Here is a 12,558-nt window from a genome sequence, read left to right on the forward strand (position 1 = left end):
GATCAATAATCCTCGTCCACCCCGTTTTTCACCAGAATCTCGCGCTTTCCGGCATGGTTGGCGGCGCTGATCACGCCTTCTTGTTCCATGCGCTCGATCAGCGAGGCAGCGCGGTTATAGCCGATGCCAAGACGGCGCTGGACATAGGAGGTCGAGACCTTCTTGTCGCGCAGCACCACGGCCACGGCACGGTCGTAAAGATCATTGCCCTCGTCGGAGCCGGACACCGCGTCATAGGGGTTGTCCTGCATCTCCTCTTCCTCGGTCACCGCCTCCAGATACTGGGGCGTGCCCTGAAGCTTCAGATGCGCGACGATCTGCTCCACCTCGTCATCGGCAACGAAGGGGCCGTGGACACGCTGGATGCGGCCGCCACCGGCCATGTAGAGCATGTCACCCATGCCCAGCAGCTGCTCGGCGCCCTGCTCGCCCAGAATGGTGCGGCTGTCGATCTTGGACGTCACCTGGAAGGAAATGCGCGTCGGGAAGTTGGCCTTGATCGTTCCGGTGATCACGTCCACCGACGGGCGCTGCGTGGCCATGATGATGTGGATGCCGGCGGCACGGGCCATCTGGGCCAGGCGCTGGATCGCGCCTTCGATGTCCTTGCCGGCCACCATCATCAGGTCGGCCATTTCGTCGACGATGACCACGATGAAGGGCATCGGCTCCAGCGGCAGATCCTCTTCCTCGTAGATCGGCTGGCCGGTCTCGCGGTCGAAGCCCGTCTGCACGGTGCGGGAGAAGCTTTCGCCCTTTTCCAGCGCCTGCTTCACGCGCATGTTGTAGCCGTCGATGTTGCGCACGCCCATCTTCGACATCTTCTTGTAGCGCTCTTCCATCTCGCGGACGGTCCACTTGAGCGCCACGACCGCCTTCTTCGGGTCGGTCACCACCGGGGTGAGAAGATGCGGGATGCCGTCATAGATCGACAGTTCCAGCATTTTCGGGTCGATCATGATCATCTTGCACTGGTCCGGCGTCATCCGGTACAGCAGCGACAGGATCATGGTGTTGATCGACACCGACTTGCCCGAGCCGGTGGTACCGGCGACGAGCAGATGCGGCATGCGGGCAAGATCCGCGATCACGCTTTCGCCGTTGATCGTCTTGCCCAGCGCCATGGCGAGCTTCGCCTTCGACTTCTCGAAATCCTCCGCCGCCAGCAACTCGCGCAGATAGACCGTCTCGCGCTTCTGGTTCGGCAGTTCGATGCCGATGGCGTTCTTGCCGGGGATCACGGCAACGCGGGCGGAAATCGCGCTCATCGAGCGGGCGATATCATCGGCAAGGCCGATGACGCGCGAGGACTTGATGCCGGGAGCGGGCTCCAGCTCATAAAGCGTCACCACCGGACCGGGGCGCACTTCGATGATCTCGCCGCGCACGCCGAAGTCTTCCAGCACGCCTTCGAGAATACGGGCATTCTGCTCCAGCGCATCGGCGGACAGGCCCGGCGTCTTGCCGGCCGGCTTGGGCTCGGCCAGAAGCCGCAGCGGCGGCAGTTCATAGACATCGGGCGCTTCCAGCAGCGAAGGCTGAGCCTCGGCCTGAACCCGGCGGCCCGGCTGCGGACGCGGCGCCTGCGGCACGACACGGGCAGCACCTGGTGCGGGGGCACCCGGGACGGCGCGGCCCTGATCGGGACTGGCGATGCCAACGGGACGGCCCAGCGGCGGGCGGTCCAGCGGCGCCTCTTCCCGCGCCCGGCCACGGCCACGCGGCGCAACAGGCATAGCCTCTTCCATGCCGTAGCCGTCATCGTCCATGTCGAACGGCGGCTCGTCATAGGCGGAAGCTTCCTCCTCGCCGTCGTAATAGTCTTCTTCCTCTTCCATCTCCGGCGCACGGCCCATCACGGGCCCGCGCGAGGTCACGCGGCGTGGTGCCTCACGGGTGCCGCGGGCGTCGGGATAGAGATCACCAAGGCCATCGTCCTCCTCACCGGGAACGAAACGGTCCTTCAGCGCACGGCGCAGCGAGCCGAAGCGGCTTGTGGGCGGAGCGGCATATTCGTCCTCCGCATCCTCCTCCACATACTCGTCTTCCTCTTCTTCGCGCGCACGGCGGCGGGAGAGGCCAAGGCCGGTCATGCGCTGCACGGCAGACTGGGCCTGCAGGCGCCAATGCGCGGCAGCCCCCATGAGTGCAGCAAACCGGGGTTCGCGCTCGTCCTCGTCCTCATCGTCAAAGTCAATGGGCGGTTCGGCCTTGCGGCCACGCATCTGCTGGCGGGCGGTGCGGGACGGCAGCGACGGGACATCGTCCTCCTCATCCTGATAGCGCTCGCGCATGTCGCCAAACCAGGCACCGGCGGCCACCAGCAGGAAGACGGACGGAAGCCCCAGCCCCAGCACACCGGTAATGGTTGCCGCGCCCGGCGTCAGATTGTGGGTCAGCATCGAGGGGACATAGTGCATGGCATCACCGGCAAAGCCGCCAAGGCCTGTCGGCAGCGGCCAGCTTTCCGGCACGGGCAGCGCCGCAACGGCACCGGCGCCCAGAAGCGTGCCCACGAACCAGAACATGATCCGGCGGAAGCCGATGCGCATGGTCTTGCCGGAAAGAAGCCGCCAGCCCCACAGCACCACCGGCACCAGGAACACGGCCGTCGCCAGCCCGATCGACTGCATCAGGATATCGGAGATGATCGCTCCCGGCGTGCCCAGCGCATTGCGCACCGGCTCACCCGTCGCATGATTGAAGCTCGGGTCATTGACCGACCATGTGGCAAGGCTCGCCGCAAGGGCCGCCGCCAGCGCGATGACCAGAAGCCCGGCCGCGCCCACCAGATTGCGGCGAACGAAGCGCTTCAGCGGGCTTTCGGTGTCGAGAATATGCGCAGCGCCCCGTCCGGACCCGCGCATGGCTGTTGCCCGTCTCATGCCGCACCTCCCAGCCAGCCGGCCATGCGCTCCAGCGCTTCACCCGTCAGCGAAGACGGGGCGCACAGGCCAACGCGGATATAAGGATCACCCGGATTGCGGCCATCGGCCTGGGTCGAGGCCAGATAGGAGCCGGGCAGCACCTTGACGCCAACCTCGCTCCACAGCCGCTCGGTCACGCTGACAGCCCCGCCCCAGCGGCTCACATCCAGCCACAGGAAGAAGCCGCCTTCCGGCGTTACCGGCCCGAGAATGGGCGACAGCAGCCTTTCGGCGATTTCGTATTTCTCATTGTAGAGACGGCGGTTCTCGATCACATGCGCTTCGTCGCCATAGGCGCGCACGGCCAGCGCCTGTGCCGGCAGCGGCACCTGCGGGGCAGCAAGACCGCGGAACTTCACCCAGCGCGACAGGAACTCCGGATCACCAGCAGCAAAACCGCAGCGCAAGCCCGCAAGGTTCGACCGCTTCGACAGGGAGTTGAGCGCCACCACCATGGAATAGCCTTCACCCAGCGCATGGGCGGCTTCCAGAACGCCCGGCGGCGGGGTGTTGCGGTAGATCTCCGAATAGCACTCGTCCGCGAAAATGTAGAACCGGTGGCGGCGGGCAAGGCCTATCAGCTTCTGCCAATAGGCAAGGCTCGCCACCGCTCCTTGCGGATTGGCGGGCGACGCCACGTAAAAGGCGATGGTCCGGTCCAGCAGCTCCGGCTCCAGTGCATCCAGATCCGGCAGGAAGCCTGTGTCCGCGCCCGTGTCGAGCATGACCGCCTCGGCCCCGGCAATATGGGCTGCGGCTGCATAGGTCTGGTAGAACGGGTTGGGCAGGATCACCGCCGGGCGTGCCACATCCTTGGCGAGCTGATCGCGGGCGGAAATCGCGCCGAAGGACAGGCCCTCGCGCGAGCCGTTGAGCGGCAGAACGCCCCTGTCCTTGTCGATGGTGCCGCCAAGATTGTAGCGCCGGTCCAGCCAGGCCGCGATGGCCGCACGGAAGGCCGGAGAGCCTTCGATGGGCGGATAGCGGCGGAAATCGGCCAGATTTTCCATCAGCACCTCGCCCGTGAAGGGCGGCAGCGCATGCTGCGGCTCGCCAATGGTCAGCACAATCGGGTCCGCACCCGGGCGCGTATCACCCAGAAGCGCAGCAAGGCGCTGGAACGGATTGGCGTCGGGCAGGGCCGCGCGCGGGGTTGAGGCAGGCATCGTGGACGTCATCTGACCTTCCGGACACTCGAACACACTATTGGTCCGGACGGTAACGCGCCTCTGGTAAATCCCTCATTAACCAAGCAGCGGCAGCAGCCTTTTCCCGCTGCCGGACAAGCAGTTGTCCACTGTCAGAAATCGACGGTGATCCCCTTGATTTCCCAATCCTCATAACGGGTTGGCTCCAGCCCGCCGCGTCCGTCCAGCTCTTTTGCCATGGCCTGCTGGCGGGCGTCGATTTCTGCGCGGCGCGCTTCGGCCTCCTTCAGCGCCCGCTGCGCTGCGGGGGGAAGATCCTCGAATCGCCGCTGCGGTGCAGGCGCTGGCTCTGCGGCGGCTTGCGGCTCTACGGGCGCGGCACGCTGGGGAAAGGGAACGACCACGCCACGGTTCTCCGCAACACCGGCCTCAGGGCCATTCGCTCCGGTGATCTCGTCGTCGTGCATGGATATCTCCATCGTCTGGACCGCCGGCCGCCGCTTCAAGACAGGTTGAAGACCGGCAGGCTTGCGGGAAATCGGGCTCATACCCATCATATAGGGACTTGGCCCATCATATAGGGTACTGGCGGGAGCAGAAAACTCCCGTCCGGCATACCGCCCGCACTTAAGCGCGACGAGGACCGAAGGCAATGAACTATTTCCGCACTGCCATGCTGCTGGCCGCCATGACCGCCCTGTTCATGGGCATCGGCTTTGTGATCGGCGGACAGAGCGGCATGATGATCGCACTGGTGATTGCCGGTGCGATGAACCTGTTCAGCTACTGGAATTCCGACAAGATGGTGCTGTCCATGCACCACGCGCAGGAAGTGGACGAGGGCAGCGCGCCAGAACTGTTCCGCATGGTGCGCCAGCTGGCACAGAATGCGCAGCTGCCGATGCCCAAGGTCTATATCATCAACAACCCGCAGCCGAATGCCTTTGCCACGGGCCGCAATCCGCAGAATGCCGCTGTGGCCGCGACCACCGGCCTGCTGGAGCGCCTGACCATGGAAGAAGTGGCGGGCGTGATGGCGCATGAGCTGGCCCACATCAAGAACCACGACACGCTGATCATGACGATCACCGCGACCATTGCCGGTGCCATCTCCATGCTCGGCAACTTCGCCTTCTTCTTCGGCGGCAACCGGGAGAACAACAATCCCCTCGGCTTCATCGGCATGCTGGTGGCGATGATCGTCGCCCCGCTCGCCGCCATGCTGGTGCAGATGGCGATTTCCCGCACCCGTGAATATGCCGCCGACCGCATGGGCGCCGAAATTTGCGGCCACCCGATGTGGCTGGCCTCGGCGCTGGCCAAGATCGCGGGCGGTGTGGAGCAGATCCACAATCCGGATGCGGAGCGCAGCCCGGCGACGGCACACATGTTCATCATCAACCCGCTGTCGGGCGAGCGGATGGACAATCTGTTCTCCACCCACCCCAACACCGCCAACCGCATCGCCGCCCTGCGCGATCTGGACGGGCAGATGGGCGGGCGTGGCGGCGGTTCTGGCGGCTTTGGCGGTTCTGGCGGCGGCTGGAACACGGCTCCGGCGCAGACGCGCAACCAGTCTTGGGGTGGTTCTGCGGGTAGTGCTGGGCGCAGCTCCGGCCCTTCAGGTCCGTGGGGAGGCAGCGGAAACGCACGCCCCTCGGACAAACCCAAGGGCCCATGGGGCTGAAACCGATGGGGTTGAGCCGGACGGCTGATCTGCGGTAAAAGCTTCGGATCATAGCCTCGGGCGCGACGGACGGCACGGCAGCCTGTCCCGCGCCGCAGGACCACCAGACATGTCTTGCCAAGGGCGCCGCGAGCACCGGTTCGCGGCGCCTTGACTCAATCGGCAACACACCCAACCCAACGAAGGCCAGCGCTTTGAACGAACCCACCGGCTCCCGCCCGAAATCCCCCTCCCGCCCCGCCGGCGGCAAGGATGCACCGTTCCGCAAACAGGGACAGGGCGGCAAGGCAGGCGGCGCGGCAAATGGCGGCGGCTCACCCGGGCGTCCCGCTCCCGGCTTTGCCGCCCGCAAGGTGGCCGCCGACATTCTGGGCAATGTGGTGCACAAGCACCGCACGCTGGATGCCGAATATGACGTGACCTCGGGCCACTCCGGCTTCCGCGCGCTGGAGCCGAAGGACCGGTCGCTGGTGAAGGCCATCGTCGCCGCAGCCCTGCGCCGCCGGGGTCAGCTCGATGCCATTCTGGCGGAGCTGCTCGACCGGCCCATTCCGGAGCGCACGGGCCGCGTCACCGACATTCTCCACGTCGCTGCCGTGCAGATCCTGTTCCTCGACGTGGCCGACCACGCCGCTGTGTCCCTGGCGGTGGATCTTGCCGGCTCCGACAAGCGGGCAAGGCCTTACAAGGGCCTCGTCAACGGCGTGCTGCGCCGTCTGGCGCGGGAGAAGGACACCCTGTCCGCCATCACCGGTTCGGGTCCCGCAGGCCTGCCGCTCTGGCTCGCCACCCGCTGGCGAGAAACCTATGGCGCGGAGACCTTCGAAGCCATCCTGCGCGCCCATCTGGAAGAACCCGCACTGGATCTTACCGTCAAGAACGATGCCGAAGGCTGGGCGGAACGCCTCGGCGGCCGCGTGGTGGCAGCCGGATCGGTCCGCCTGTCGCGCAAGGGCGCGGTAGACGGCTTCGAGGGCTTCAACGAAGGCGGCTGGTGGGTGCAGGATGCCGCGGCCTCCCTGCCCGCCCGCCTGCTGGGGAACCTCACCGGCAAACGCGCCGCAGACCTGTGCGCTGCCCCCGGCGGCAAGACGGCTCAGCTGGCCACACAGGGCGCCGATGTGACGGCGGTGGACATTTCCGAAAAGCGGTTGAAGCGCGTCCATGCCAATCTGGAGCGGCTGGGTCTTTCGGCTCGCGTCGTCGCGGCGGATCTGCGCAGCTACGAGCCGGACGAGCCTTTCGACGCCATCCTTCTCGATGCGCCCTGCAGCGCCACCGGCACCATGCGCCGCCATCCGGACGTGGCCTGGACCAAGCGCCCTGCGGATGTGACGACACTGGCGGGCATCCAGGCCGAGCTCTTGCGCAAGACCATCACCTGGCTGAAGCCGGGCGGTGTGCTGGTCTATTGCACCTGCTCGATGGAACGGGAAGAAGGCGAAGACCAGATCGCGGCACTGCTGGCAGAAATGCCGGGAATCACGCTGGAGCCGGTGCTGCCGGAAGAAATCGGCGGCCTTGCCGAGTGCATCACGCCGGAGGGCTATCTGCGCACCCTGCCCTGCCATCTGGGCGGCGGCACGGAGCCGGAAGGCGGCCTCGACGGATTTTTTGCCGCCCGTCTGCGGCGGCTTTAACTGCCCTGTAACCACTCTGACCCGCAATGGACAACTGAGAGCTAACCCTAACAGTTCGTTACCTCTTATGGTGAAAGGGCAAGTCAATTTCATTCCGGCGCCAGCACAAGGGCAGTGAGACACTGCCATGACGATCCGGGCGATGGGTGAGCAGGGGCGCATCGGGCGCCTGCTGCTCCATCATCTCTGGCAAAATGGCCTGCGCTGGCTGCATGGCGGACCCCTGTTCCGCTGGCAGCCATTTGCGGGAACGCCCTCCCGTTTGCTCATCGCCCCGCAGGATCTTCGCACCGCCGACCAGACCAACGCCCTTGATATCTATGGCGGCCGCTTCCTTTTCTCCGGCAAGGTGGTGGAGGCCAGAGGCCGCTCGCCCTTCGAGCTGAAGGGCGAAGATCCGGCCTGGCAGCGCGAATTGCACAGTTTCGGCTGGCTGCGCGACCTGCGCGCCGCCGAAAGCCTCGTCGCCCGCCAGAATGCCCGTGCCCTTGTCGATGACTGGATCCGCCTGTGCGGCCGCTGGGCCCCCATCGCCTGGGAACAGCCCGTCGTGGCGCGGCGCGTCCTGTCCTGGCTCGCCCAGTCACCGCTGGTGCTGGAGGATGGCGACGCGGAATTCTACCGCCGTTTCCTGCGCTCGCTCGGCCGTCAGGTGCGCTATCTGCGCCGCACCATCAACGAAACACCCGATGGCGTGCCGCGCCTGCAGGCGGCGCTTGCTGTGGCGGCTGCCAGCATTTCCATGGCCGGTCAGGGCCGCTACGTGCGCCAGAGCCTCCGGCGCCTGGAGCATGAGCTGCAGCGCCAGATCATGCCCGATGGCGGCCATGTTTCGCGCAATCCCGGTGCGATCCTGGAAATTCTCACCGACCTTCTGCCCATCCGGCAGGCCTTCGTCACGCAAGGGCTGGAGACACCCGCCGGCATGATGCAGGCCATCGACCGGATGATGCCGATGGTGCGCTTCTTCCGCCATGTGGACGGTGCCTTTGCCCATTTCAACGGCATGGGCTCCACCCCCACCGATCTGGTGGCGACGATCCTGGCCTATGATGATGCGCGCGGCGCTCCTCCCGGCAACGCACCCTTCTCCGGCTATCAGCGGCTGATGGGCGGGGACACGGTGGTACTGATGGACACCGGCACACCGCCGCCGCCGCTGCTGAGCCAATCGGCCCACGCCGGCTGCCTGTCGCTCGAAATGTCCTCCGGCCGCCACCGGCTGGTGGTCAATTGCGGCGTTTCCGGCTGGGCCAGCGAAGGCTGGCGGCAAGTCGCCCGCTCCACGGCGGCCCATTCGACGGCCGGCATGGAAGACAGCTCGTCCTGCCGGTTTCTAACAGAGAAGCCCTTCACCGGCTGGCTCGGCGCGCCGATCCTCAGCGGTCCGACCAGCGTGCCCGTCAACCGGGAGGAAGACGTGATGGGCACCCGCGTCACCGCCTCCCATGATGGCTATGCCCATCGCTACAATGTGCGGCATGAGCGGGACATCCGCCTGTCGAGCGACGGCTCCGTGCTGGACGGCATCGATCTTTTCTCGACGCTGGGCGCCCTGACCCATCACGACCATTTCACCATCCGCTTCCATCTGCATCCGCTGATCAAGCCCAGCCTTCTGCGGGCAGGCACCGCTGCCGTGCTGCTGGCGCCTGACGGCGAGGCCTGGGAGTTCAACGCGTCCGGCGCGGAACTGGTGCTGGAAGAATCCGTCTATCTGTCGGATGTCTATGGCCACCGCCGCACCCAGCAGCTGGTGCTTTACGGCCGCATCAGCCAGTCCAGCCAGGCCGCCTGGCAGTTCCGCCGCACCGCCACAGCCCGGAATGCACGGCGCGAGCGCAGCGCTGCTCAGGAGCCGGAACTGCCGCTGTAAGCGATCGGGATGCTGATTCGCCACGCAGGCCTTCTTGAGCTTCCGTTTCTGCCCCGTTCGTGCTAGGGCCACGGCCACTTTCCATCCTCAGATCTGCGAGGCAAGGCCATGGCCGTGGTGTCCAAGGGGGTTCCCGTTCCCCCGCTCGTTTCCGTCAAGCGCGCCCTTCTTTCCGTTTCCGACAAGACCGGACTGCTCGACTTTGCCCGCGGGCTGTCCGAGCGCGGCGTGGAGCTGATTTCCACCGGCGGCACCCGCAAGACGCTGGCGGACGCCGGCCTGCCGGTGAAGGACATTTCCGAAGTGACCGGCTTCCCGGAAATCATGGATGGCCGGGTCAAGACCCTGCATCCGATGGTGCACGGCGGCCTTCTGGCCATCCGTGACGACGCCGAGCATAAGGCAGCCATGGACGCCCATGGCATCGGCGGCATCGACCTGCTCTGCGTCAACCTCTATCCCTTCGAGGATACGGTTGCCTCCGGCGCGGACTATGCAACGGGCGTCGAGAACATCGACATCGGCGGCCCGGCCATGACCCGTGCAGCGGCCAAGAACCACGCCTATGTGACCGTTGTGGTGGACCCGGCAGACTATGCCGCGGTTCTGTCCGCGCTGGATGAGAACAACGGCCAGTCACCGATCGATCTGCGCAAGAAGCTGGCGCAGAAGGCCTTTGCCCGCACCGCTGCCTATGATGCCGCCGTGTCGAACTGGCTGGCTTCGCAGATTGGCAACGAAGCGCCCGATTACCGCGCCATGGGCGGCAAGCTGGCCGAAGTCATGCGCTACGGCGAGAACCCGCATCAGTCGGCCGGTTTCTACACCACCGGCGAGCGCCGCTCCGGCGTCGCCACCGCCCGCCAGCTGCAGGGCAAGACCCTGTCCTACAACAACATCAACGACACGGACGCTGCCTTCGAGCTGGTCAGCGAGTTTGACCCCAAGCGCACCAAGGCCGTTGCCATCATCAAGCACGCCAACCCCTGCGGCGTGGCCGAGGGCGCCAGCCTGAAGGCCGCCTACGAGCTGGCGCTGCGCTGTGATCCGGTCTCGGCCTTCGGCGGCATCGTTGCCCTGAATGACACGCTGGATGCGGAAGCGGCCGAAGAGATCGTCAAGATCTTCACCGAGGTGATCATCGCCCCAGCCGCCACGGATGAAGCCATCGAAATCGTGGCGAAGAAGAAGAATCTGCGCCTGCTGGTCACCGGCGGCCTCGCCGACCCGCGCGCGGCCGGTCTGGCCATCAAGTCCGTCGCCGGCGGCCTGCTGGTCCAGTCCCGCGACAACGGCGTCATCGATGATCTCGACCTCAAGGTCGTGACGAAGCGTGCGCCGACCGCGCAGGAACTGGCCGACCTCAAGTTCGCATTCCGCGTTGCCAAGCACGTCAAGTCCAATGCCATTGTCTACGCAAAGGATGGTGCCACGGTTGGCGTGGGCGCAGGCCAGATGAGCCGCATCGACAGCGCCCGCATTGCCGCCCGCAAGGCACTGGATGCGACCGAAGCTGCCGGACTGTCCACCCCTCTCACCAAGGGCTGCGTGGTCGCCTCCGATGCCTTCTTCCCCTTCGCCGACGGACTTCTCTCCGCAGCGGAAGCAGGCGCGACTGCCGTCATCCAGCCGGGTGGCTCCATGCGCGATGACGAAGTGATCGCAGCTGCCGATGAGGCAGGTCTTGCCATGGTGCTGACCGGCATGCGGCATTTCCGTCACTGAGAGTAAGGATACTGTAAAAGCCACTGCAAGTTGCTGCGGTGCCTAATAGTTGAAAAAATTTTTAGCTTCCAGAGGCAATTGTCTGCTTCTGGAAGCTTTTTCTTAACAGGATTCAGCGCTTCCTACCTCTAGGAGAATCCTGCCTGGACGCAAGAATTCCGGGCAGTCAGAAGGGGTACCTGGATGTTGAAACAGGCAAAGATCGCAACCAAGCTTGCGGCCGTCAGCGTGACTGCGCTGGCCGGAGTTCTTGCTGTTGGAATTGGTGTCATTGGATATCAGGCCACCTCAGCAACGCAGCAGCTTGCCATTCAGCAAGTGGAAGCCATTGCGCAGGAACAGGCCGAGTATGTTGCACGGGTGATCGAGGAAGGTCTTCTGCCCGCGCAAGGTCTCGGCAATGCCCTCAATGCGCTGAAGCGCAGCGGACCGGTCGACAGGCAGGCCTGGACCAACATCCTGCAGGATGCGATGCAGACCTACCCCAACATGGCCGGCACCTGGGGCATGGTTCTCGACAACAATCTGGACGGGCGTGACGCGGAGTTCGGAGGCCAGCCGGGCCACGATGAGGCCGGGGTCTGGCGCCCCTATTTCTACCGGAACCAGGGCAAGGTCGACTTCAGCCCCATCCCGCCGCTCAAGCCATCGCCTGAGGGTGACTGGTTCCATGTCTCCTACAGGACCGGCAAGGACTTCGCCACGGAACCCTACACCTGGGAAACCGACGGCGTTGTCATGACCGGGATCTCCTTCAGCACCCCGATCCGCGATGGCGGCAAGGTCATCGGCGTGACCGGTGGCGACCTTCTGCTCACCGATCTGACGACAACCCTGTCTTCCCAGAAGCCGATGGGCACCGGCCAGGTGAATCTGCTGTCCCAGGCCGGGGTCTGGATCGCCAACACGGACCCGGCTCTTCTGGGCAAGCCCTGGACTGAAGCCAAGGGATCTCAAGAAGCGGCCTTCGGCTCTCAGGTTCTCAATGCGGTCAAATCGGCCCAGCCCTTCTCCTACACTGCCTACGCAGAAGCGGCTGGGGGAGACATGATCAACATTGTCAGCCCGGTCGCCATCGGCAACACCGGCGCCACCATGGCCGTCGTGGTCAGCGTGCCCATGGCAACGGTGAATGCCGCCTCGACGCAGATCATCTACACTATCCTTGGCATTGGCGTGATCCTGCTGGCGGTCGTCGCCATCGCGGTCATGTTCTTCAGCAACCGCATCGTCCGCCGTCCGCTGGAACGGGCCGTCACCACCATCAACGCCCTGATCGACCAGCGCTACGACATCACCATTCCGGACAAGGACCGCGGCGACGAGATCGGCCACATCAATCAGGCGCTCGAGATCTTCCGTGAAAAGGCAAGACGGGCTGAAGAGCTGGTGGCCGAGCAGGAAGAACAGCAGCGCCAGCGCATCCTGCGCGCCGAAGCAGTGCGGGACCTGTCCCAGTCGTTCGATGCCCGCATTTCGAAGGGGGCTGACATAGATAGCGTTTTCAGTTTTACTTGAACCACCAGTTTTGCAGGACGCTGACGAGATTGGCAAC

Annotated in this window: 8 protein-coding genes; 5 read left to right on the forward strand and 3 right to left on the reverse strand. The window is 65.1% G+C overall.

Going from position 1 to position 12,558, the window contains the following annotated elements; translation table 11 throughout:
- Nucleotides 1-2 precede the first annotated feature (2 nt).
- From ACVNHC_RS23805 to ACVNHC_RS23815, 3 genes are all read right to left on the reverse strand, one after another.
- Nucleotides 3-2,885 carry a DNA translocase FtsK gene (locus ACVNHC_RS23805; RefSeq protein ID WP_457169812.1) on the reverse strand — a complete coding sequence of 961 codons (2,883 nt, stop codon included), beginning with the start codon at nucleotides 2,883-2,885 and terminating at the stop codon, nucleotides 3-5.
- Entirely contained in the window at nucleotides 2,882-4,105 is a 1,224-nt protein-coding gene (locus ACVNHC_RS23810) for an aminotransferase class I/II-fold pyridoxal phosphate-dependent enzyme (protein ID WP_457169813.1), read from the reverse strand. The genes ACVNHC_RS23805 and ACVNHC_RS23810 overlap by 4 nt, the downstream gene beginning before the upstream one ends.
- A 122-nt stretch (nucleotides 4,106-4,227) precedes the next feature.
- Complete coding sequence (locus tag ACVNHC_RS23815) at nucleotides 4,228-4,479, reverse strand: DUF1674 domain-containing protein (protein WP_457169817.1); 252 nt, start codon at nucleotides 4,477-4,479, stop codon at nucleotides 4,228-4,230.
- A 248-nt stretch (nucleotides 4,480-4,727) separates the two neighbouring features.
- On the opposite strand from ACVNHC_RS23815, the gene htpX reads away from it, so the two are divergent.
- From htpX to ACVNHC_RS23840, 5 genes are all read left to right on the forward strand, one after another.
- Nucleotides 4,728-5,762 (forward strand): zinc metalloprotease HtpX, encoded by a 1,035-nt coding sequence (gene htpX / locus ACVNHC_RS23820; protein WP_374630525.1) that lies wholly within the window; start codon nucleotides 4,728-4,730, stop codon nucleotides 5,760-5,762.
- 194 nt (nucleotides 5,763-5,956) lie between these two features.
- Entirely contained in the window at nucleotides 5,957-7,402 is a 1,446-nt protein-coding gene (rsmB, locus tag ACVNHC_RS23825; protein ID WP_457169814.1) for a 16S rRNA (cytosine(967)-C(5))-methyltransferase RsmB, read from the forward strand.
- Nucleotides 7,403-7,529: 127 nt separating this feature from the next.
- Nucleotides 7,530-9,278 carry a heparinase II/III family protein gene (locus tag ACVNHC_RS23830; protein ID WP_186393140.1) on the forward strand — a complete coding sequence of 583 codons (1,749 nt, stop codon included), beginning with the start codon at nucleotides 7,530-7,532 and terminating at the stop codon, nucleotides 9,276-9,278.
- A gap of 108 nt (nucleotides 9,279-9,386) precedes the next feature.
- The gene (purH, locus tag ACVNHC_RS23835; RefSeq protein ID WP_058898458.1) at nucleotides 9,387-11,003 is read left to right on the forward strand and encodes a bifunctional phosphoribosylaminoimidazolecarboxamide formyltransferase/IMP cyclohydrolase; all 1,617 of its coding nucleotides are present in this window, start codon (nucleotides 9,387-9,389) and stop codon (nucleotides 11,001-11,003) included.
- Between the two features lie 183 nt (nucleotides 11,004-11,186).
- On the forward strand, nucleotides 11,187-12,521 hold the full coding sequence (locus ACVNHC_RS23840; RefSeq protein ID WP_457169815.1) for a PDC sensor domain-containing protein: 1,335 nt from the start codon (nucleotides 11,187-11,189) through the stop codon (nucleotides 12,519-12,521).
- Nucleotides 12,522-12,558: the final 37 nt, after the last annotated feature.

It is taken from the genome of Pannonibacter sp. Q-1 (genome assembly GCF_054073275.1).

What these genes read in the sequence shown, in the direction of transcription:
- ACVNHC_RS23805 (WP_457169812.1), bottom strand. Translation starts at nt 2,885, where the DNA reads ATGAGACGGGCAACAGCCATGCGCGGGTCCGGACGGGGCGCTGCGCAT.
- ACVNHC_RS23810 (WP_457169813.1), bottom strand. Translation starts at nt 4,105, where the DNA reads ATGACGTCCACGATGCCTGCCTCAACCCCGCGCGCGGCCCTGCCCGAC.
- htpX (WP_374630525.1), top strand. Translation starts at nt 4,728, where the DNA reads ATGAACTATTTCCGCACTGCCATGCTGCTGGCCGCCATGACCGCCCTG.
- ACVNHC_RS23830 (WP_186393140.1), top strand. Translation starts at nt 7,530, where the DNA reads ATGACGATCCGGGCGATGGGTGAGCAGGGGCGCATCGGGCGCCTGCTG.
- purH (WP_058898458.1), top strand. Translation starts at nt 9,387, where the DNA reads ATGGCCGTGGTGTCCAAGGGGGTTCCCGTTCCCCCGCTCGTTTCCGTC.
- ACVNHC_RS23840 (WP_457169815.1), top strand. Translation starts at nt 11,187, where the DNA reads ATGTTGAAACAGGCAAAGATCGCAACCAAGCTTGCGGCCGTCAGCGTG.